Raw genomic sequence first — 22,200 nt, forward strand, 5'->3', positions numbered from 1 at the left:
CTGTAGTGGGGCTATTGGCCAAAATTCAGGAAAGAAGAGAGAATTTTATCCGGTTTCGGATCAGCCGAGGGCTTCTGTCAGTTTCTCGGTGCTGATTTCAGACTGTTCTCCGGTGGTCATGTTCTTGAGAGTGACAGTCCCGTTCTGGAGTTCGGTCTCTCCGATGATGGCCACAAAGGGAATGCCGAGGCTGTCGGCGCGTCCCATCTGCTTTTTCATTTTTGCAGCATCGGGATAAAGTTCTGCAGGGATTCCGCTTTCGCGCAGTTTCTTGATGATCTGAAGGCTGCGGGCGGCTTCCTTGGGACCGAAGTTGGTAAACATCACCTTGGCCGCGCCTTCGATTCCTTCAGGGTAGAGATTGAGAGTATTGAGCACATCATAAATGCGGTCGGCGCCGAATGAAATGCCTACACCTGAGACTCCGGGCAGACCGAACACTCCGGTAAGGTTGTCGTAGCGGCCGCCGCCGGTGATGCTGCCGATCTCTACGTCGCGGGCTTTGACCTCAATGATGGTTCCGGTGTAGTAGTTCAGGCCACGGGCCAGGCTTACATCGAGTTCGAGGTCGGCGCACAGACCGAGAGCCTCTGTGCCGGCCATGACTTCGCGCAGTTCGCTTACGCCCTTGAGGCCTGTCTCGCTTGAAGCAAGCATTTCTTCAAGGCTTGCGAGGCGTTCGGCATTGGAGCCGGAGAGGGTGATGAGCGGTGTGATGCGGTCAATGGCTTCGGCCGACAGTCCGCGTTCGCCGAGTTCGGCTTTCACGTTGTCGAGGCCGATCTTGTCGATCTTGTCAATGGCCACGGTTATGTCCACGATTTTGTCAGGCGCGCCGACAAGTTCGGCTATGCCTGCGAGGACTTTGCGGTTGTTGAGTTTGATTGTGATACGGATGCCGAGACGGCTGAACACATCGTCGATGAGCTGGAGAAGTTCGATTTCGTTGATCAGCGAGTCAGATCCGATAACATCGGCATCACACTGGTAGAATTCTCGGTAACGGCCTTTCTGCGGACGGTCGGCACGCCACACCGGCTGGATCTGGAAACGCTTGAAGGGGAAACTGAGATCGTTGCGGTGCATGACAACAAAACGCGCGAAGGGCACTGTCAGGTCGTAGCGCAGACCTTTCTCACAGATCTTGGCTGCGAGTTTTGCCGAATCGTCGCCGGCTATGGCCGACTGGATCAGCTGGGGATCAGCCCCGCGCAGGAAGTCGCCTGAATTGAGTATCTTGAACAGCAGTTTGTCGCCCTCTTCGCCGTATTTGCCCATGAGAGTCGAGAGATTTTCCATTGCCGGAGTCTCGATCTGCTGGAAACCGTGGAGTTTGAAAACAGTGCGTATAGTGTCGAATATATAGTTTCGGCGCGCCATTTCAGCCGGGGTGAAGTCGCGCGTGCCTTTGGGGATTGACGGTTTCTGTGCCATGTATATCTGTCGATTTGTTCTTAAATATATTATCGTTGAAAGTTAGTACGAATTATTTTGCAAAGATAGCGATTATTTGCTAAATTTGCGTCACTTTAATGCGTAAACATACTTACTCGTAAAACAGACCCGATACTTATGAAATATATAGGAGCACATGTCTCTGCCGGAGACGGTGTGAGCAATACTCCTTTGAACGCCCATCTGATAGGAGCGAAATCATTTGCTCTCTTCACCCGCAACCCGTCGCGCTGGACTTCGAAACCGATACCGCAGGCGCAGGCTGAGGCGTTCAGGGAAAACTGTATGCGCTACGGTTACAGCCCGGCGCATATCCTTCCGCATGACAGCTTTCTGATAAATCTCGGCTCGCCGGATGCCGTGAAACTCGAAAAGTCGCGTGAGGCTTTTCTTGATGAACTGCGCCGCTGCGAGCAACTTGGACTTACCATGCTCAACTTTCATCCCGGTTCCCACATGCGTGAGATGGAGACTGATGCCTGTCTTGACCTGATAGCCGACTCGCTCAACGGTCTGCTGGAAAAGACGGCGGGGGTGAAGGCTGTGATCGAGAATACTGCCGGGCAGGGAAGTAACCTCGGATATTCGTTCGACCAGATTGCCAGAATTATTGACCGCGTGGATGACAAGACGAGAATAGGAGTCTGCATAGACACCTGCCATGCCTACACGGCCGGCTATGATCTTGCCACAGCCGAAGGCTATGACAAGACCTGGGCCGAATTTGACAGCATCATCGGTTTCAGCTATCTCTGCGGAATGCACCTCAACGATACTCAGAAGGGACTCGGCTCGCATGTTGACCGTCATGCACCGATCGCAACCGCCAATCTTGACCGCGAATTCTGGTCGAGACTGATGAACGATCCGCGCTTCGATGATATCCCGCTGATACTTGAGACCCCTGACGAGGCAATATGGGCAGAGGAAATCAGTCTACTTTACTCGCTTGACAGCCGTAAATCAGACTGAAGCCTGCCGCATACATGCATCCGGCTGTATCCGGCCTGCCGATCCGCTGACTGACGGATCTTGTTTATTATATAAATGTAGAGAGATTATTTTTTTGATTATATCATCATCAACTTACACTTACCTATGGTTAAAAATAAACCGGACCAAAGTTTTCTGAATCTTTGGAACCTGAGTTTCGGCTTTTTTGGCGTACAGATCGCCTATGCTCTCCAGAGCGCAAATATTTCGCGAATATTCGCTACTCTCGGCGCCGATCCTCATTCATTGAGCTATTTCTGGATTCTGCCCCCGCTGATGGGCATTATTGTGCAGCCATTGGTTGGCGCTGCGAGTGACCGCACATGGAATCGTCTCGGCCGTCGCCTGCCTTACCTTGTTCTTGGAGCAGCTATCGCTGTTGTGGTCATGTGTCTTCTCCCTAATGCCGGAAGTTTCGGACTGACAGTTGGCGGAGCTATGATTTTCGGCTTTATCGCCCTGATGTTTCTTGACACTTCCATCAACATGGCCATGCAGCCGTTCAAGATGCTTGTCGGAGATCAGGTCAACGAGCGTCAGAAAGGTCTTGCATATTCCATCCAGAGTTTTCTCTGCAATGCCGGCAGTCTCGTCGGTTATCTTGCGCCGATCACCCTGACGGCAATCGGTGTCAGCAATCTCGCTCCGGCAGGACAAGTGCCTGATGCGGTGACCTATTCATTCTACATCGGAGCCGCTGTGCTGATACTGTGTGTCATCTACAGTTTTGTCACCATCCGTGAGATGCCTCCCAAAGAATATGCCGAGTATCATGGCATCACCGAGCAGCAGAATGAAGAAAAGACCTCGATGCTGAAGTTGCTCATACATGCTCCGCGCACGTTCTGGACTGTCGGTCTCGTGCAGTTTTTCTGCTGGGCGGCTTTCCTCTATATGTGGACCTACACGCCAGGTGCTATTGCCGATACCGTGTGGGGCACTACCGATACCAATTCGGAGGCTTATCAGACTGCAGGCAACTGGGTCGGTGTGCTTTTCGCCGTCCAGGCTGTAGGCTCAGTGCTTTGGGCAGTGGTCATTCCGCGATTCAAGAGCCACAAGACAGTTTATGTGCTCAGTCTTCTTCTCGGAGCAGCAGGCTTTATCTCCACTCTCTTTGTCACTGACCAATATGTGCTGTTCATTTCCTTCCTGCTGATAGGCTGTGCGTGGGCCGCAATGCTGGCACTTCCGTTTACCATTCTGACCAACTCGATTTCCGGTAAGAACATGGGAACCTATCTTGGGCTTTTCAACGGGACCATATGTGTGCCTCAGATCTGCGCTGCGGCTCTCGGCGGTCTGATTCTTCCGCTTCTTGGAGGCCACCAGGTAAATATGCTGGTGCTCGGCGGAGTTCTTCTTGTTGCCGGCGCGCTTAGTGTCGGACTGGTCAAGGAGACTTACGCAGAAAAGGAGAATTGATTCTATCCTGTCATATCATATGAAATAAGGTAACTGTTCAGCAGACCTGCTTGATAGTTACCTTATTATGCTTTTTAGAAAATACGGCGGCTCATGGCCGTCAGAGCCAGACCACGGGTGAGAAGATATGCCAGAAAGGCTATCCAGAGCCCGTGGTTTCCTATTATAGGAAACAGGATGTGGAGCATCACGAAGTAGATTGCGGTGGCGGTGGCCATTGAGAGCAGCATTTCTCTTGTGCGTGTAGCGCCGATGAAAATTCCGTCCCATGTGAATGCTGCGAATCCAATAGCCGGAATGGCTATGACCCAGCTGTAATATTCCTTGGCTGAAAGTCTTACTCCGGCATCATCGCTTAGGAGGCCCATGATGCTTTCTCCTCCCACAGCATAGACCAGGGTGAAGAGCAAGACCATTGCCACACTCCATCTGAACAGTGCTTTGACGCATTCACGCAGCCCCCTGCTGTCGCCACCTCCGATCAGGTTGCCGCACAGTGATTCGCCGGCAAAGGCAAAGCCGTCCATGAAGTATGAAAAAAGAATGAAAAACTGCATCAGCAGTGTGTTGACAGCCAGTATGACGGTGCCTTGAGTTGCCCCTGTGCGTGTAAACCAGACTGTTACGGCTATCAGACAGAGTGTGCGGAAAAATATATCAGTATTGACTTTGAAAAATCTTTTCAGATCGCTCAGGTGGATTATTTCACGAAGCCGTCCCGGAGCAGGGCGATATTTAACTGCCACAATGCCGAGGCCCGTGAGCGCTCCGAGCCATTGGGCTGTCAGTGTGCCGGAAGCAACACCTTCGACCTTAAGTCCGAAACCGAGCACGAGCAGCAGGCTGACGGCTATGTTGGATATGTTGACCACGAATGCCACCCACATCGGCGCGCGGGCGTTTTTCATTCCTAACAGCCATCCGGTGACAGTGAATGTGGCCAGCGAAGCGGGGGCTCCCCAGACAAGAATCGAGAAATAGACTGATGCGAGATCCCTTACCCGGTCTCTGACTTCAAGAAAGTTCAGAGTGAGATCAAGAAGTGGTTTCTGAAAGAGGATTATCAGAATTGACGCGCAGAGAGCCACTGTCAGTCCGCGGGCAAGCACCTGGGCGCAACTTTTGCTGTCGCCTCCGCCATTGGCCTGGGCTGTAAGTCCGCTTGTGCCCATCCGCAGAAAGGCGAAAAGCCAGTAAAGCATGTTGAAAATTGTTCCGCCGACTGCGATGGCGGCAATATAGTCGGCACTCCCCATATGCCCGACGATCACCACGTCCATCAGGGCCAGCAGTGGCGTGGTGATGTTCGTGATGATCGACGGAATTGCGAGCGACAAGATGTCGCGGTTGATTTCTTTCATCGGAATTTAGCAGATCCGATCAGTCTTTGAGGCGTTTCGCTTTCATCGAATCCCAGATCAGGTAGACGATGAGAAGGGCATAGACGGTAAGTCCGGCCCATTGTGTGGCGATGGTGCTGAGAGGGCTTGTGTATTCGAAACCGAGGAAGCGTGTCAGGGCGGCGAACACGCCGAAGAGGGCACCGCCGGCAATGAGGCCTGACGAGATCAGAGTGCCGCGGTCGCGACGGGCGTCATTGAGGGCTTTGTCGGTAGAACGGCTTCCTACAAACCATGCGATAGCGCCTCCGACAAGCAGCGGAGTGTTGAGCTGCAGGGGAATGAACATGCCGAGACAGAATGCAAGGGCAGGCACGCCGAGCCAGTTGAGTATCAGAGCCAGAATGGCACCGGTCATATAGAGGATCCACGGGGTGTCTCCGCCCATCATAAGCGGTTCGATCACCTTGGCCATTGCATTGGCCTGGGGTGCGATGAGGGCGTTGTCGCCGGTAAAGCCATAGACTTTGTTGAGCAGGAGGATGACACCGCCTACAGTGGCTGCCGAAACAAGTGTGCCGAGAAATTTCCAGCTTTCCTGCTTGCGTGGGGTGGAGCCGAGCCAGTAGCCTACCTTGAGGTCAGTGACAAATCCGCCGGCCATCGATAGAGCAGTGCAGACCACGCCGCCGATCACCATTGAGGCCACGATGCCTGACGATCCGCTAAGGCCGATGGCCACAAAGATGGCCGATGCGACAATCAGAGTCATCAGAGTCATGCCTGACACGGGATTGGAGCCGACAATGGCGATTGCGTTGGCAGCCACTGTTGTAAAGAGGAATGCGATAGCTGTGACCACCAGCCACGCCACCAGAGCCTGCCAGAAGGTATGGATCACGCCTATCCAGAAGAATATGAGCACGGCTGCAAGCGCGAGCGCAATGAAAAACACGATGTGTTTCATCGAAATATCTGTCTGCCAGCGCACGGTTTTGCCTTCAGATGTGTTGCCGCGGAGCTCGCGTGAGGCGAGACCTACGGCACCGCGGATGATAGACCATGATTTCACTATGCCGATGATGCCTGCCATAGCGATGCCGCCGATACCGATCATGCGGGCGTGGTCAGAGAATATGGCTTCGGGGCTCATGGCTGCGATTTCAGCTGATCCGTATGTGCCGAGAAGCGGAATCAGAATCCACCATACAAAGATTGAGCCGGCGCAGATGATGAACGCATAGTTCAGTCCTATGATATAGCCCAGGCCGAGCACTGCGGCTCCAGTGTTGCAGCTGAGCACGAGTTTGGTCTTTTCGGCCAGAGTCTGGCCCCATTCGGTGACATGAGTGTTGAGGACACCGGCCCACCATCCGAAAGTTTCCACAATATAGTCGTAAATACCGCCGATGAGCGAGGCAAGCACGAGGGTGCGGGCTTGCCCGCTGTTGCCGGCAGAGCTTTTGCCGAGACCGCTTGCAAGCACCTGGGTGGTCGCAGTCGCCTCAGGGAAAGGATATTTCCCGTGCATGTCTTTTACGAAGTATTTGCGGAACGGGATGAAGAAGAGTATGCCGAGTATGCCGCCTAAGAGCGAGCTGAGAAATATCTGCAGGAAGTTGACGGTGATTTCCGGATACTTGGCCTGAAGAATGTAGAGTGCGGGCAGGGTGAATATGGCTCCTGCAACGATGACTCCCGAACATGCTCCGATACTCTGGATGATGACGTTCTGGCCCAGGGGATTCTCTTTTTTCAGAGCGCCTGAAAGACCTACAGCGATGATGGCGATGGGAATGGCGGCTTCGAAGACCTGTCCGACCTTAAGGCCGAGGTAGGCTGCTGCCGCGCTGAATATTACGGCAAGCAGCAGTCCCATGCCGACAGAGTAGGGCGTCACTTCGGGGTAGTCACGGGCCGGGTGCATGATAGGTCTGTAGCCTTCATCCTCGGCGAGTTCGCGGAACGCGTTTTCGGGGAGTTCCACAGGATCTGCGTCCTGATAGACTTCCTTGTGGTTTTCTGTGGGTTTCATTTTGGCTTTTCAGGGAATTAGTTTTCTGAAAAATAGGAGTGGGGGAAGGGGCGGCAATTATAGCGTGAGGCCATGATCTCGCCATAGGCACCGGCAGAACGGAGTGCGAGCAGATCGCCTCGCTTTACTTCAGGCAGGGTTTCGCTTTCGCCAAAACGGTCTGAGGATTCGCAGATCGGTCCTACCACGTCGTAGTGGTGGAGTTCGCCGTTGGGGTTTGAGATGTTTTCGATTTTGTGGTGCGCGCTGTAGAGGGCCGGACGGATGAGATCGCTCATTCCGGCATCGACTATGGCGAAACGTTTGCTTGTGCCTTCCTTGATGTAGAGCACACGGGTGATCAGCGATCCGCACTGTGCCACCACTGAGCGGCCGAGTTCGAAATGGAGTTCCTGATCCGGGCGCAGGCGCAGATGGTTGTGGAAGGTGGTGAAGTAGGCTTCGAAGTCGGGGATCGGGTGGCGTTCGGGATGTGCGTAGTCAATACCGAGACCGCCGCCAACGTTGATAAGGCTGAATTTGACACCTTTCTGTTCATATTCGTCCTGCAGGCGGTTGATGGTCTCGCAGAGCATCACAAAGGGTTCTGTCTCAGTGATCTGCGATCCGATGTGGAAATGCAGACCTTTGAGGTCGATGGCGGGTAGGCTTTTGGCGAGGCCTATAATCGAGTCGAGCTGTTCAAGATTGATGCCAAACTTGTTTTCGGCCAGCCCTGTAGTGATATAGGCATGGGTGTGGGCGTCGATATTGGGGTTGACGCGGATTGCCACACGTGCTGTCTTGCCCATCTCGGCTGCAATTTCGCTGATGACTCTCAGTTCCGGTTCTGACTCTACGTTGAAGCATTCGATATCTGCTTCAAGAGCAGAGCGGATTTCAGGATCGCTTTTGCCTACGCCGGCAAACACGATGCGGTCGCCGCGGAATCCGGCTTCGATCGCTGCCTCGATTTCCCAGCCGCTGACGCAGTCCACTCCGAATCCTGCGGCCTGGATGGTGCGCAGTATGCCGGGGTTGGCGTTGGCCTTGATGGCATAGTGGACTTTGAAGCGGGGATCACGGGCGGTGCGGCGGATCTCCTTGACAGTGCGTTCGAGCAGACGCAGGTCGTAGAAATAGAACGGTGTTTTGAGGCTTGAAAATTCCTCTATGGGGAAGCGTGTCATTTTTTCTGTCTGATCTCTTTAATAGGTGTGCGGTCTTTAGCTGAAAAGTTTTTCGCTGAGGCGTTTGAGGGCCTCGACTTTGTCGCAGCTGCGGACAAGGAACGAGATGTTGTAGTTTGAGCCGCCGTAGGAAATCATGCGCACGGGGATGTCGGCGAGAGCTTCCATTGCTTTTGCCTCATAGCCGGTGTTGGTCCACTCCATGTTGCCTACAACACAGATGATGACCATGTCCTTGTCAACGGTCACGGTGCCGAACTTCTTGAGTTCGTCAATGATTTCCGGCAGGAAGCGTTCGGAGTCGATTGTCAGTGAGACGCCTACTTCCGAAGTGGCGATCATGTCAATCGGGGTGCGGTATTTTTCGAATGTCTCGAATACACGTGTCAGATAGCCGTAGGCCAGAAGCATGCGGGAGCTTTTGATCTTGATTGCGACCACGTTGTCTTTGGCTGCCACGGCTTTGATTGACGGTTCGGTGATGTTGTTGTAGATCAGAGTGCCGTGGGCTTCAGGTTCAAGAGTGTTGAGCAGGCGCACTGGTATGTTGTTGACCTTGGCGGGGAGCACACAGGTGGGGTGAAGGATCTTGGCGCCGAAGTAGGCCAGCTCGGATGCTTCTTCATAGTGGAGCTCGTTGACTGGCTTGGTGCCTTCCACGAAGCGAGGGTCGTTGTTGTGCATGCCGTCGATATCGGTCCAGATTTCGATTTCGTCTGCTTCGATTGCAGCGCCGATGAGTGATGCGGTGTAGTCCGAGCCGCCTCGCTGTAGATTGTCGATCTCGCCGGTCGAGTTGCGGCAGATGAATCCCTGGGTTACAAAAATGTCGGCATCGACATATTTGTCAAGCAGAGGCTGGAGATGCAGAGCTATGTGCTGCATGTCAGGCTCTCCGTTCTGGCCTGTTTTCATAAAGTCAAGGGCGGGGAGGGCTTCGGCGTAGAGACCGCGCTCGTTGAGCAGGATGGTCATCATGGCCACACTCATGATTTCGCCCTGGGCAAGGATGATTTTTTCTTCAGTCGGTCCGAAAGTCTCGCGCTGGGTGAACGAGCGGATGTAGTTGAAGCAGGCCTTTATCTCTTTGAGTGCTTTTTCGCGGCTCTCATGGCGGTCGTAGAGAGAGGCGATTGTCTTGAGATACTTCGATTCGAGGAGGTTGATCGTTTCCTTGGCTCCGTTGGTGTTTTTTTTGTAGAGATAGTCCGAGATCTCAACCAGAGAGTTGGTTGTGCCTGACATGGCTGAAAGAACGATGATGTTTTTACCTCTTGCGCTGACGAGGTCTGCTACGTGGCGGATTCTTTCGGCTGATCCTACAGAAGTTCCTCCAAACTTTAAGACTTTCATATTTTAAATGTTGTGTATGTGATAATTCAATAGGAGTATTTTGCGCAAATTTACAAAAAAAAATTCACATCAAAGCATTGTGATACCAAAACGGTTGCCAGACTGGCTTAGTTGCCGTAAATCATAGTGTCCGGCAAGCAAATAGGTCTGGTTTTATGCCCTTCGCTCACTTCATGCGTTTGAGAAGCGGGTAGGCGGCTACGATTCCGAGCTCGCCGGCCCGGCTGAGATCGGGGAGGGCTGAGCTTTTGTCACCGAGAGACAGATAGACGAATCCGCGGTTATAATAGGCTTCTCCGAAGACCGGTTTCAGCTCTATGGCGCGGGTGAGGGCTTCGATGGCTTCGACGTAGCTGCCGCATTCTGCCAGCAGTACACCTTTATTATAATAGGCTACGGGCATGAACGGTGAGTGGCGCAGGGTTTCGTCAAGATCGGCTATAGCTTCCATGATGCCGCTGCGCGACAGTGCTTTGCCCGGTTCGGATGTGGCTTTGACTGTCTCGTATCTTGCCTGGGCTCGCAACAGATAGGCGAGCGCAAAGTCGGGAGTGAGTCTGGCGGCTTCGTTGAGGTCGGCTATGGCGCGGTCATAGTCTTTGAGCGCTATGAGATCCATAGCACGGCCGAAGTAGTCGATGGCGCGGGGGGCATGTCCGGCCATGTAGGAGTTGTAGTAGCTGATCGACTGGCGGTGCGGGCCTTCAAGTTCATACATTGGCAGCTGTGCAGGGTGTCCGGCAACCTGTAGGACGAAGCGCAGTAGCCCCAGGGAGTTTATTTCATCGACCTCACGGATGTATTCGCTGCTTGGGTTGATTTCGTTGGGCGAGGTGTAGTAGGTCAGCATGAACGGCGGCTCAAGTTCTACGGCCATGTCTTTGTCCTGGACTTTTCCGCGAATGTCGGCTGTCGAGTAATCTTTTTCTGCTGAATAGTTGCTGCGCACGGTGGTGAGTGACGAGAATCTGCGTTTCACCTGCTCCTGTGTTTCCGTTATGGTCTCGCTTTTCGGCTGTGTGGTGCTTTGGGTTGCCGCGGAGACCTTGTCGCCGGCTGTCGAGGTGTTGGATTTGTAGGTTTTCGCGGAACCGGAATATGCCGATCCACTGAATTGCTTGTCAGGTGTCAGCTGGACGGTGGTCTTGGCCAGAGCCATTGATTTGTCGTAGTCTTTTTGGGCCGAACGGCTGTCTCCCTTGCGGCGTTTGATGTCGTATCGCAGAAAGTAGGCTCCGGCAAAGTCCGGAAAGGCTTCGATCACTTTGTCGAGATCGGCCAATGCAGCTTCGAACGACCCGATTTCTGAAAGGAGTATGGCGCGGTTGTAGAGCGTCTTGTAGTCCTCGCAGTCAAGGTCGAGCACACGAGAGAAGTCATCGATGGCACGGTTGGTGTCATGGACTTCGGCACGGAGCAGGCCGCGGTTGAATATAGCTGCGGTGTTGGCGGGTTCGAGCCCGATCGCACGATCATAGTCTTCGAAGGCTCCGTGGATATCGTCGTTCATGTAACGCAGATAGGCGCGGTTGATATAAAATCCGGCGGCTTCAGGACGCAGTTTCACGGCTTTGTCCATGTCTGCGAGGGCGCTTTTGAAGTCTTTGCCTGAATGGATGGCTATATCGGCACGTAGGAGGTAGGCGTTGACTGCATTGGAGTTGAGTGAGAGCGCGTGGTCTATGTCGGCTTTTGCTCCGATCGTGTCTTTCATCTCCAAGCGCAGGCGCGCTCGGCCCAGATAGCCTTCTTCGAATTTCGGAAAGCGTCTGATGAGATGGCTGAAGGTGGTTTTCGCTCCGACTGTGTCGCGGTTTTCATGCTGGGCTATGGCTTTATTGAAGATTATGCTGCTGTTTTCGGGCTGCATTTCAAGCGCGCGGTCATAGTCGGCTATGGCTTCGGCGTTTTTGCCTTGGTTTTGTCGAGCCACACCTCTGACTTCATAGGCTTCGGTGATGAACGGGTTGCGTTCAAGCGCGAGAGTGGCATCTTCTTCAGCTCCGCGGAAGTCATCAAGGTTGAGCTTGGCCACAGCACGGTAGAAATAAGGCTTGGCCTGAGAGGGGTTGACGCTTATGACCTGGTTGAAATATTGGATCGAAAGTACGTAGTCTTCAAAGTAGTGGGTATTGGCGCCGATCCGCAACACCTGTTCGGTGTTGATCTGTCCGCTGACGTGTGTCGTGCCTGAGATGAGCACAATGAGCAGCAGCAGGCGCCGTAGCATATGTATTTTATATGTGGTAATGATCATTCTGCAGGGTTATGACTTGCAAAAGTAATGTTTTCGCAGAAAACACGGTCATGATTTAAGGATTTTTCATATTTTTGCGGCCATGAAACAATCCGGATTTCTTAGATTTCTTATTCTTCTTATTTTTTCATCTCTGAATATCATGCAGTTGCACTCACAATCGACCCCGTCGCAGCTGACGCTCGAACAGAAACTTAAGGATCATGGACTCGTTGATGTGGCGGGCCTTGATTCGACCATATGTGTAAGTCTGATGTATGCGAGAGAGGATAATTTCACTGGCGTGTTGCTCTACACCGATGGCCTTGAGCGGGCTTATCTGCAGCCTGAGGCAGCCTCGGCGGTGGTGCGTGCACAGGCTGAGCTTGGCAGGATCAGTCCGGGTCATCGGCTGCTGATCAAGGATGCCGCCCGTCCGATGAGCGTACAGCGCAGGATGTTTCGGGCTGTACGCGGTACGCCTAAGGCAAATTATGTGGCCAATCCGGCCAGAGGCGGCGGTCTGCATAATTATGGACTGGCGGTTGATATAACCATTGTCGATCAGGAGGGGCGTGAACTTCCTATGGGAACTCCGGTTGACCATCTTGGTCCGGAAGCGAATATCGATGCCGAGGAAGCGCTGGTAAGGCGTGGCGTAATCAGTGAGACCGAGCGGCAGAACCGTCTGCTCCTGCGTCGTGTCATGACCTCGGCCGGATTTCACACCATCCGCACAGAGTGGTGGCATTTCGACCTTGTCAATAAGGCCAAAGCTCGCGCATCGTTCAGACGGCTTGATTTCTGACCCTTTTTCAGCGTCGGGAAAAACTTCTCAACTCGGAAAAAATTCGTAACTTTGCACCCGCAAAATCATAAAAAACAATAAACCCATGTCTCTTACCGACGAAATAGCCCGCAGACGCACGTTTGCAATCATTTCACACCCTGACGCAGGTAAAACAACGCTCACTGAAAAACTTCTGCTTTTCGGTGGGGCGATCCATGTGGCAGGTGCCGTAAAGTCAAATAAAATCAAGAAGACTGCGACTTCCGACTGGATGGAAATCGAAAAGCAGCGCGGCATCTCTGTGGCAACCTCGGTAATGGGTTTCAACTACGGTGATTATAAGATCAACATTCTTGACACTCCCGGTCACCAGGATTTCGCGGAGGATACTTACCGCACCTTGACAGCGGTAGACAGTGTGATCATAGTGGTCGACGTTGCCAAAGGTGTCGAACAGCAGACCCGTAAGCTCATGGAGGTATGCCGTATGCGTAACACTCCGGTGATTATCTTTGTCAACAAGCTCGACCGCGAGGGCCGCGATCCGTTTGATATTCTCGACGAACTTGAGAGCGAACTGAAGATCAGCGTGCGCCCGCTGTCATGGCCTATAAATATAGGTGCGAAGTTCAAGGGAGTCTACAATATTTTTGAGCATTCTCTGGATCTCTTTACCCCCGACAAGCAGCGTGTCAGCGAGCGTGTCGAAATTGATTCCGTCACAGATCCGCGTGTCGACGAAGCGGTAGGGGAGACTGATGCCGCCAAGCTTCGCGAAGACCTGGAGTTAATCGAGGGCGTTTATCCCGAATTCGACACCGAAGCCTATCTCGAAGGCAAAGTGGCTCCGGTGTTCTTTGGCTCGGCGCTGAATACTTTCGGTGTGAAGGAACTTCTGGACTGTTTTGTGAAAATCGCTCCTTCTCCCCGCCCGGTCAATGCCGAAGAACGTGCCATTAATCCTGACGAAGAAGGCTTTTCGGGCTTCGTGTTCAAGATTCATGCCAACATGGACCCAAACCACCGTTCCTGCATTGCTTTTGTCAAAGTATGCTCTGGAAAGTTTGAACGCAATGCTCCCTACAAGCATGTGAGATCAGGCAAAACCATGAAATTTGCTGCCCCGACAGCCTTCATGGCGCAAAAAAAGAATATTGTCGACGAGGCATATCCCGGTGACATTGTCGGTATTCCCGATACCGGCAACTTCAAAATCGGCGACACTCTGACATCCGGAGAGACTCTGCATTTCAAGGGCCTTCCGAGTTTCTCGCCTGAGATGTTCAAATATATAGAGAATTCCGACCCAATGAAGGCCAAGCAGCTTGACAAGGGCATACAGCAGCTGATGGACGAAGGTGTCGCACAGTTGTTTGTCAACCAGTTTAACGGCCGTAAGATCATCGGTACTGTCGGACAACTCCAGTTTGAAGTAATACAGTATCGCCTGCTCCACGAATATGGCGCGCAGTGTCGCTGGGAGCCCATCTCGCTCTACAAGGCCTGCTGGATCGAGAGTGACGATGCCGAAGCGCTTGCAGCTTTCAAAAAACGCAAGCATCAGTTCATGGCTGTCGACAAAGAGGGTCGCGACGTATTCCTCGCCGACTCCGGCTACGTGCTCCAGATGGCCCAGAATGACTTCCCCAAAATCCGTTTCCACTTCTCCTCGGAATTCTAAGGCGAGGAAGAAGCTGCGGACGGGCGACAATTGCTGTAAGGTATTATCAGGGCATTGAATGTGGATGATTATAACATTCAATGCCCTGATTGTTAAAGTCTACGCAGTAGGGTGAAACAAGTGGTCGTGAAAAATAAAATAAAAAAGTTGCTGCAAAATTTGGATAGTTCGCAGAAAATATCTACCTTTGCAACGCTTTAGAGAAAGTGAGACACTTTTAATCAAGTGTAAAACAATTCAACAAGCACCTGGAGAGATGGGTGAGTGGCTGAAACCACCAGTTTGCTAAACTGACGTAGGAGCAATCCTACCACGAGTTCGAATCTCGTTCTCTCCGCAAAAGAGCTGCAAATCTTAGATTTGCAGCTCTTTTAGCATATAGGGGGATTGGTGTAAGGCGGCCCAAGTCTAAAAATCCAAATATCTCGCGTAACTTTTGCCTGCCGATATGACTAGACGGTATTAGAGAGTAAGGAAAATCTGGTTTCATTTTGCAAAGATAACACTATACTCCGACATCTCCCTTCCGCCCACCGGAAAAATCCGCTGACCCGAAAAATCCGCTGACCCGTCGTTACTGTGATCCGGGCGCGGGAAACGGCGTGTCCCGTTTTTGTCCCGGCTGTTTAAAGGAAAGCAGGTTTAACTCATTGAGCTAAACCTGCTTTCTCTTGCTTTTGTCGGGGTGACTAGACTCGAACTAGCGACCTCACGCCCCCCAGACGCGTACTCTAACCAACTGAGCTACACCCCGATTATCTTTCAAAAGCGTTGCTTTGTTTCTCAAAAGCGATGCAAAGGTAGGGAGTTATTTTGAAACTTCCAAATATTTGCCGTTAAATTAACTTGTGTTAACTTAAAATTGCTGTTTTGAAGCTTAAATGTTAATTATTTTAGCATTTTGGGGCCTCAGATAGCTCTGCATCCTTCTTTCGGTTTCTGCGTTTTTTTTCATGAGGACGTATAAAATATTCTTCATAGTAGGCGAGGACGAGGGTGGTGAGGGGGAGAGCTATGATCAGTCCGATCAGTCCGAAGAGTGTTCCCCATACAGAGAGCGACAGAAAAATGATGGCCGGATTCATGCTCATGGCTTTTCCGATGATCTTCGGGGTGAGCACGAGGTCCTGGATGGCCTGCACGATGCAATAGACGGCTATCATCTCCCAAAACAATGTCCAGAAGCTGATCTCTCCGCCGACTGCCACAACTATACATATAAGAGTGGCCGGGATGAGTGACACGAGCTGGAGATAGGGCACCATGTTGAGCAGGCCGATGAACATGCCGAGCACTATGGCCATCGGCAGCCCTATTATGAGGAATCCGATGCTGAAGAGGATGCCGACGATGAAGGCCACGAGTGCCTGTCCGCGGAAATAGTGGTTCATCGAGACTTTCACGTCATGGCCGATCTTGAAGACGATGCGGCGATATTTCGGCATGACCATGCGACGGAACCCTGACGATATTTTTTCGTAATCGAGCATGATGAACACTACATAGAGGAATACTATGATCCAGCTGAAGAGGCTCATGACAAGCGAGATCGAGCCGGTGATCACCTGCCAGGAGGCTGAGAAGCCCTCTTCGATCATTTTCATCCATTCCTCGTGGGAGAGTTTCCGGGCTATAAGTTCGAAGTTTACGTTTTTTCTGAGGAATTCATGAAGTTCTTCCGGCACGAACGGTATTTTGAGGTCTGTGGCGGCATAGGCTTTGATAAGTCCGGCCATCTGGCTTGACTCTCGTACAATCATCGGGACCAGCAGATAGCAGAGCACGATGAAGAAAAAAGTCATTTCGAACAGAGTGACGAATGTTGCTATGGTTCGTCCTTTGAGATTTAGCAACTGACGGTTGAACTGGACGAACGGCTCAAGCAGGTAGGCTATCAGACAGCCTACGCAGAAGGGGAGTAACACTCCTTTAAGTATGTTGACCAGCCAGATCAGTCCGACAAACAGTACACAGTTGATCAGAAGTCTGACTGTCCGGTCGAGATCGTAGCGTTGACGTACAAGCATAGTTGGGAATTAGGGTTGTGGTGGTAAAACGTGTGTAGGATATTTTGCCACGAAATTACAATTTAAATTCTGATTTCCCATTATTTTGCGTAATTTTGTAATGCTTAACATGCGCTTTCGTTGCGGCCTGCCTGGGCTGTCAGTTGCGCCTGAGGCAGACAATTCAATTAAAATCACATATTTATCAATGGAAAATTTAAATCAAAATGTCGTTCAGCCTGTGCGTCAGCTGCTTTCTGACAAAGCATGGGCACGATGGACAGCTCTGGCGCTTGTGGCGTCGATGATGCTGTTCGCCTACATGTTTGTCGATGTGATGTCGCCACTGCAGTCGCTTGTTCAGACCCAGCGCGGATGGTCGCCCGACGCATTCGGCTATTATGCCGGAGCCGAGTACATCCTCAACGTCTTCGGTTTCCTGATCCTCGCCGGCATCATCCTCGACAAGATGGGAGTCCGTTTCACCGGTACACTTTCAGCCTCCCTCATGGTGATCGGAGCTTTCATCAAGCTCTATGCCATCAGCGACGCATTCCAAGGCACAGCTCTTGACCAGTGGCTCGGTTCATGGTGGACCGCTATGCCCGGCAGCGCCAAGCTTGCCGCTCTCGGCTTCATGATCTTTGGCTGCGGCTGCGAAATGGCCGGCATCACCGTTTCCAAGACTCTTGCCAAATGGTTTGAAGGCAAGGAAATGGCTCTCGCAATGGGCCTTGAAATGGCTATCGCGCGCGTGGGCGTGTTCTTCATCTTCACCATCTCGCCCCGTCTGGCCGACTGGTCAGTGCCTCCTACAGTGGTAGTGCCCGTGGCGTTCTGCTCGGCTCTCCTCTGCATCGGTCTGCTTTGCTTCATAGTGTTCACCTTCATGGACTCGAAACTCGACAAGGAAATGGGTGCTGCCAAGGTTGAAGAAGCCGCTTCCGATGAAGAGTTCAAACTCTCTGACGTGGGTGCCATTTTCGGCAGCAAACTTTTCTGGATCATCGCCATGCTCTGTGTGCTTTACTACTCAGCCATCTTCCCCTTCCAGCGTTATGCGGCCAATATGCTTCAGTGCAACCTCGGCATCTCCGAGACCCAGGCTTCCGATATTTTCCGCTGGTTCCCCATCGGGGCCGCTGTGCTCACTCCCTTCCTCGGCTATTTCCTTGACCGCAAGGGTAAAGGCGCGAGCATGCTCATTCTTGGCGCGATACTGATGATTGTCTGCCACCTGACTTTCGCATTTGTTGTCCCGACAACTCAGAGCGAACTGATAACCTACTCGGCCATCGTTGTTCTCGGCATTTCGTTCTCGCTTGTGCCTGCGGCTCTGTGGCCCTCAGTGCCCAAGATCATGGACAAGCGTTTCCTCGGCAGCGCCTATTCTCTGATTTTCTGGGTGCAGAACATCGGTCTGGCATTTGTTCCCATCATTATCGGCAAGGTCATCACATGGTCCAACCCCGGCATCACTGATCCATTGCAGTACAACTACACTGTGCCGATGTGTTGCTTCGCTTCACTCGGCGTACTTGCACTGATTTTCGGTATCATTCTCAAATCAATGAACGCCATACACCACTACGGTCTCGAAGACCCCAATATCAAGGAAGACTTCGAAGATGTCCGCATTGACGGCGAGGCATAAGCCTTTTGGTTATTAGAAAATACAAATAAAACGAGTCCCGCAGACCGGCCGACTTTCGGCTTTGAGTCTGCGGGACTCGCTTGTTTTGTGAAGAAGCGAAGAGGATCTGCCGGATCTTATCGGCTGCCGGCCGATGACTGATCTACGTTGGCATCGGCGTTGACAATCTTGCTGGCGCCGCGTTTCTGATGTCCCCACTGGATATTGTATCGCACCTGGATGAATGGCATCGGCGCCATGTCAAGCCTGATGTGGGTCGAATTGGTATTGTATTTGTTCAGCGATTTCGAACCGCGGTCATACTTTGTGAACGGGCATATGGCTCCGGCAGTGAATTCCCACTTGCTCCATTCATAGCTCAGCGCGAGTATTGACAGAGATTCGCCCCAGGTGATGGATTCTCCCCAGAGATCACGCTGTGCTCTCTGATACTGAGCCGTGAGGGTGAAGTCCCAGTGCTGCAGCATGGCTGTGACATCGCCGCTCCAGTCATGGTTGCGGAGCCGGTAGTCGCGTCCGCGCATCTGTTCGGCGCGATATTGTATTGTTCCGCTGACATTCAGCCATTCCGGTATGATTTCCACTTGCGGCGAGAGATAGAAACTCAGATTTTTCAGGCCGCGGCTGTTTTCGTATGACTTTATCAGACGGTCTTCGCTCCATTCAAAGCAGGGAGTGATAGCGTCAGGGCTTGTGAAGGCTCTGATGCCGAAGGTGCCCATCACTTTCGGGAAAGTGAAATTATAGCGCAGCGTCAGCATGTATGACGACGAGGTCTTGAGGTGTGGATTGCCTACGAGCCACTGGAAGCCGTCAATCTGCTGCGGAGCCACGTTGGTCTGCGCGAGAGTCGGAGCGGATTGCCAGGTAGTGAAATTCAGTCTGAACTGTGAGCTTTCATTGAGCCGGTAAGTGGCTGTGAACTGAGGCCTCAGGTTCCAGCTTGAGTTACCCTGGTCTGTTTCTTTGAAGAGAAACGATGTGTATTGGGCGCCGAGACCGGCTGTAAGGGTGACGTTTTTGATGCGCTGGAAATACTCTCCGAAGAAGTATACCTTGTCTTGGCTCTGGTGGAAGATGGCTCCGCCGAGATTTTCATAGGTTGAGCGGTTGCGGTTGGCCGTATATGAAACTCCGGCTGTCAGGCGTGAATTTTTCCAGTTTTTGATATAGTTAGCCTCGATGCCGTAGGCTTGGTTACAGTCGCGTATCCGAGTGTTGACATCAGTAAGCTGATTCTCTGTGGCAGCATTGCGCTCGTTGTAGTTGTGAGTGGTGCGGCCGTTATAGAGAGAACCGTTGAAGTCAATGGCAATGAGTTGGCCACGGCCGAAATGCTGCTCAAGATAGGCTTGGAAACTTGGTGTGAAACCCTTTTTTGAGTTGTAGTCATGCAGCAGTATGGCATCTGGAGAGTTGCTGAGAGAAAGCAGCCCTTCATAGAGGCTGGTCTCAGGCCATTCCTTGTAGCCGTGGACTGCCACCCACAGTACTGTCGTGTCAGGCTTTATGTAGCTGTAGTCAAGCTGAAGGCCACCGAAAGTGGCGTCCATATATCCGCGGGTAGGCGTTTCAGTGCGTGTCAGAGTCTGGCCGTCGGGGTAAGTGAACACTTCGTGATATTCGCGGTGCATTTCCACCTTGTTGGTCAGCTTGAAATTGGCGCTCATCCCGAATTGCGATCGGCCGTTGTTAAGCTTTAGGCCGGCATTGTATTGTCCCCACGAGCAGTTCAGCGCCGGCATCGCCTGGGTCATAAGCGAACCGCCGGCAGAAGGGTTTATCACTATGAAGTTGAGCACAGCGTTGGCTCCTTTGTATCTCAGTCCGGGATTATCTATCCATTCCACCCGCTTTATAGTCTCAGGCAAGAGATTGCGTACCTGATCAAGGCTTGCCTCGCGGCCGTTGATCCGGACCTGAACGCTTTGGCCTGATGATGTCACGCTTGAGAGAGCCTCATTGACGGTGAGTGTGGGGATCATCAGATTTTTAAGCATCTGCAGGCCGTTTTTTGAATGCTCGATGGCGCTCACTGACGGATAGAACACATCCATATCTGATTTGCGCACCACTTTGGGCGCCTGGATGACGATTTCCTGCAACTCCTGGGTGGCGATGGTATCTGTACTTTCCTGCGCGAGGGCGACAGCAGGAAGCATAAGTGCGAACACCGCCGTCATGATTTTTTTGATGATTGTCGATCTCATAGAGCGATATACTTTTTAGGATTCATACTGCAAAATTAGTGCTTATCCAGTCTTAACGTCAAATGTAAAAGTCTTAATATTGCTTAGCTAATGTGTTGATTGTCAATAGGGCTTAGACCTAAAAGTCTTAATAATGCTATTGACAGTCTAAATGAGTCTTAATCATCGGTTTCCTGTCGTAAAAAAGCCACAATATCTTCTTTTTCTGGGACACCGAGTTTCTTCCTTACCGAAGATTTACGGACATAAATAGTGGCGGCGGACTGGCCCGTGATGACACTGATTTCCTTTGTGGAAAATCCCGCGACCATTAGAGCGATAATCTGTTCCTCTTTTTCGTTAAGCACATTTCCATGACGATTGTGCAACCGGGAATGGAAACCGGAATACAGATTATCAATCATGTCATATACATTTTCCCAGTTTACAAGAGAACCGTCTGAGCCATTTTCAACCGAGGATATCTTGCGGAGCATATCCCTGTTCTGTTCCGTCGGAGTCTCTGCAACCATCTTGATTATACCAAGCTGCTGAAGCATTGCGCGACGCAAGGATTCATGTTCGGATGACAATGTTTTCGAAGCACTTAGCTCATCTACCATCTTTTGCAGCGCTTCAGCCCTTTCCTCGGCTTCAATAGTCTTTCGTTTTCGTTTCTGGATATTCCATAGAGCTACCAATCCGATGATAATGGCCCCCAGCAGACAAATAATCAGGATGGCAGTCTTTCTTTCATTCTGAGCTTTTAACATCAGCACTTTGTTTTCCTGCCTAAGCGCGTTTTGCTCGGTATCCAGCCGCGTATATTCAAGTCTGTTGAGCAGATCCCGCTGGCTGTTATTAAGCGTAGCCAGTTGGCTAAGCCGAATTTTGCCATTTTGCCTGTATTCAAGGAACTCCCTGAGCGGACCGGCAAAACTTTCATAATAATTATAGTCAACATCAGTTCTGCCCTGGGCACAGCTGTCAGCTATAGCCAGTTCTCGTGAAGAACTGTCATAACTTCCCATATTGAAGTAATTCAGGGCCTTCCAAAAGTATAAATACGGTAAGGCTGAATTATGTGGCGCGTTTTCCAATACATAATCTGTCACCTGGTTACTTTCGTCATATCTTCCGAGTTCTTCCAAAATCCCAATTTTCTCATAGGTATATTTGAACTGGTCATTTCCAAGGTGATTGGCATATGCGTAATCAATCAAATCGTTGATTATAATCAATGCGGAATCACCGTTATTGGCATACTGATAATTCTCACATAATTGATATAAATATTCAATTTGATTCGCAGAATCCTTATCCAGTTTTTGTAAGTATCTGATATAGCTGATATTATTTTTGCAATCAAATTCAGCTCCTCCCACCCCGATTCTTGTTTGAAGCAACTCAATCATAATACTGTCACAGATATCAGGAAGCGAGATTAATGAATCAAGCAACATCAGGGACTTTTTACCATTAGACGACCAAAACAGGTGCAGTGCATATAGATTACCGCTCCTGAGAAATCGGTTGTAATTATGGCTTTTATAATATTCAAATGAAAACCTGATAAAAGAATCCGGCACCATAGAACTTTCATTTACCTTATGCGCCAAAGCTTTTACCAGATAGTAGAATGCTTTTAGAGAATCCTCATTTATTTCAGAAACATCAATATCATTTAGTAAAGCCAAAGCGCTGTCCGGATACTCGTCAGCTATCCTTTCAGCGTCAAAAATAGTTTGAGCTTGCTGCCTGGAATGGGAACATGACACGATTATACTTGCCGCGATAAACGCGACAAGTATAAGTAATATCGGGCATCTATATAATAGCTTGTTTGTAACCATATTCAATGTCAGGGCATAGCG

At 51.2% G+C, this 22,200-nt stretch carries 14 protein-coding genes and 2 tRNA genes; 6 read left to right on the forward strand and 10 right to left on the reverse strand.

Features of this window, described 5'->3' with window-relative positions:
- Nucleotides 1-60 precede the first annotated feature (60 nt).
- On the reverse strand, nucleotides 61-1,434 hold the full coding sequence (gene hisS, locus C5O23_RS00460) for a histidine--tRNA ligase (protein WP_107030984.1): 1,374 nt from the start codon (nucleotides 1,432-1,434) through the stop codon (nucleotides 61-63).
- A gap of 138 nt (nucleotides 1,435-1,572) precedes the next feature.
- Between hisS and nfo the strand changes: the two genes are divergently transcribed.
- Both nfo and C5O23_RS00470 read left to right on the forward strand, forming a co-directional pair.
- Nucleotides 1,573-2,427 carry a deoxyribonuclease IV gene (gene nfo / locus C5O23_RS00465; RefSeq protein WP_107030985.1) on the forward strand — a complete coding sequence of 285 codons (855 nt, stop codon included), beginning with the start codon at nucleotides 1,573-1,575 and terminating at the stop codon, nucleotides 2,425-2,427.
- Nucleotides 2,428-2,553: 126 nt separating this feature from the next.
- A complete protein-coding gene (locus C5O23_RS00470) occupies nucleotides 2,554-3,873 on the forward strand; it encodes an SLC45 family MFS transporter (RefSeq protein WP_107030986.1) in 1,320 nt (439 codons plus the stop codon).
- Between the two features lie 74 nt (nucleotides 3,874-3,947).
- On the opposite strand, the gene C5O23_RS00475 is transcribed toward C5O23_RS00470, so the two are convergent.
- The 5 genes from C5O23_RS00475 to C5O23_RS00495 all read right to left on the reverse strand — a co-directional run bounded on the left by C5O23_RS00475 (nucleotide 3,948) and on the right by C5O23_RS00495 (nucleotide 12,027).
- The gene (locus C5O23_RS00475; protein ID WP_170068188.1) at nucleotides 3,948-5,234 is read right to left on the reverse strand and encodes an MATE family efflux transporter; all 1,287 of its coding nucleotides are present in this window, start codon (nucleotides 5,232-5,234) and stop codon (nucleotides 3,948-3,950) included.
- 19 nt (nucleotides 5,235-5,253) lie between these two features.
- A complete protein-coding gene (locus tag C5O23_RS00480) occupies nucleotides 5,254-7,248 on the reverse strand; it encodes an OPT family oligopeptide transporter (RefSeq protein WP_107030987.1) in 1,995 nt (664 codons plus the stop codon).
- Nucleotides 7,249-7,265: 17 nt separating this feature from the next.
- Complete coding sequence (lysA, locus tag C5O23_RS00485; protein ID WP_107030988.1) at nucleotides 7,266-8,417, reverse strand: diaminopimelate decarboxylase; 1,152 nt, start codon at nucleotides 8,415-8,417, stop codon at nucleotides 7,266-7,268.
- A 36-nt stretch (nucleotides 8,418-8,453) separates the two neighbouring features.
- Nucleotides 8,454-9,770 (reverse strand): aspartate kinase, encoded by a 1,317-nt coding sequence (locus C5O23_RS00490; protein ID WP_107030989.1) that lies wholly within the window; start codon nucleotides 9,768-9,770, stop codon nucleotides 8,454-8,456.
- 166 nt (nucleotides 9,771-9,936) lie between these two features.
- A complete protein-coding gene (locus tag C5O23_RS00495; RefSeq protein ID WP_107030990.1) occupies nucleotides 9,937-12,027 on the reverse strand; it encodes a tetratricopeptide repeat protein in 2,091 nt (696 codons plus the stop codon).
- Nucleotides 12,028-12,169: 142 nt separating this feature from the next.
- Between C5O23_RS00495 and C5O23_RS00500 the strand changes: the two genes are divergently transcribed.
- From C5O23_RS00500 to C5O23_RS00510, 3 genes are all read left to right on the forward strand, one after another.
- Nucleotides 12,170-12,814, forward strand: coding sequence for a M15 family metallopeptidase (locus tag C5O23_RS00500; RefSeq protein WP_240597539.1), 645 nt, complete (start codon nucleotides 12,170-12,172; stop codon nucleotides 12,812-12,814).
- Between the two features lie 85 nt (nucleotides 12,815-12,899).
- The gene (locus C5O23_RS00505; RefSeq protein WP_107030992.1) at nucleotides 12,900-14,477 is read left to right on the forward strand and encodes a peptide chain release factor 3; all 1,578 of its coding nucleotides are present in this window, start codon (nucleotides 12,900-12,902) and stop codon (nucleotides 14,475-14,477) included.
- Between the two features lie 250 nt (nucleotides 14,478-14,727).
- A tRNA-Ser gene (locus tag C5O23_RS00510) sits at nucleotides 14,728-14,814 on the forward strand.
- 343 nt (nucleotides 14,815-15,157) lie between these two features.
- Here C5O23_RS00510 and C5O23_RS00515 read toward each other — a convergent pair.
- Nucleotides 15,158-15,231 (reverse strand) — tRNA-Pro (locus tag C5O23_RS00515).
- Nucleotides 15,232-15,370: 139 nt separating this feature from the next.
- The gene (locus C5O23_RS00520; protein WP_107030993.1) at nucleotides 15,371-16,504 is read right to left on the reverse strand and encodes an AI-2E family transporter; all 1,134 of its coding nucleotides are present in this window, start codon (nucleotides 16,502-16,504) and stop codon (nucleotides 15,371-15,373) included.
- A 187-nt stretch (nucleotides 16,505-16,691) separates the two neighbouring features.
- On the opposite strand from C5O23_RS00520, the gene C5O23_RS00525 reads away from it, so the two are divergent.
- Entirely contained in the window at nucleotides 16,692-18,137 is a 1,446-nt protein-coding gene (locus C5O23_RS00525; protein ID WP_240597542.1) for an MFS transporter, read from the forward strand.
- Between the two features lie 116 nt (nucleotides 18,138-18,253).
- On the opposite strand, the gene C5O23_RS00530 is transcribed toward C5O23_RS00525, so the two are convergent.
- Both C5O23_RS00530 and C5O23_RS00535 read right to left on the reverse strand, forming a co-directional pair.
- On the reverse strand, nucleotides 18,254-20,347 hold the full coding sequence (locus tag C5O23_RS00530; RefSeq protein WP_107030994.1) for a TonB-dependent receptor: 2,094 nt from the start codon (nucleotides 20,345-20,347) through the stop codon (nucleotides 18,254-18,256).
- Between the two features lie 158 nt (nucleotides 20,348-20,505).
- The gene (locus tag C5O23_RS00535) at nucleotides 20,506-22,179 is read right to left on the reverse strand and encodes a helix-turn-helix transcriptional regulator (RefSeq protein WP_107030995.1); all 1,674 of its coding nucleotides are present in this window, start codon (nucleotides 22,177-22,179) and stop codon (nucleotides 20,506-20,508) included.
- Nucleotides 22,180-22,200: the final 21 nt, after the last annotated feature.

The organism is Duncaniella muris (assembly GCF_003024805.1).
Taxonomy (GTDB): domain Bacteria; phylum Bacteroidota; class Bacteroidia; order Bacteroidales; family Muribaculaceae; genus Duncaniella; species Duncaniella muris.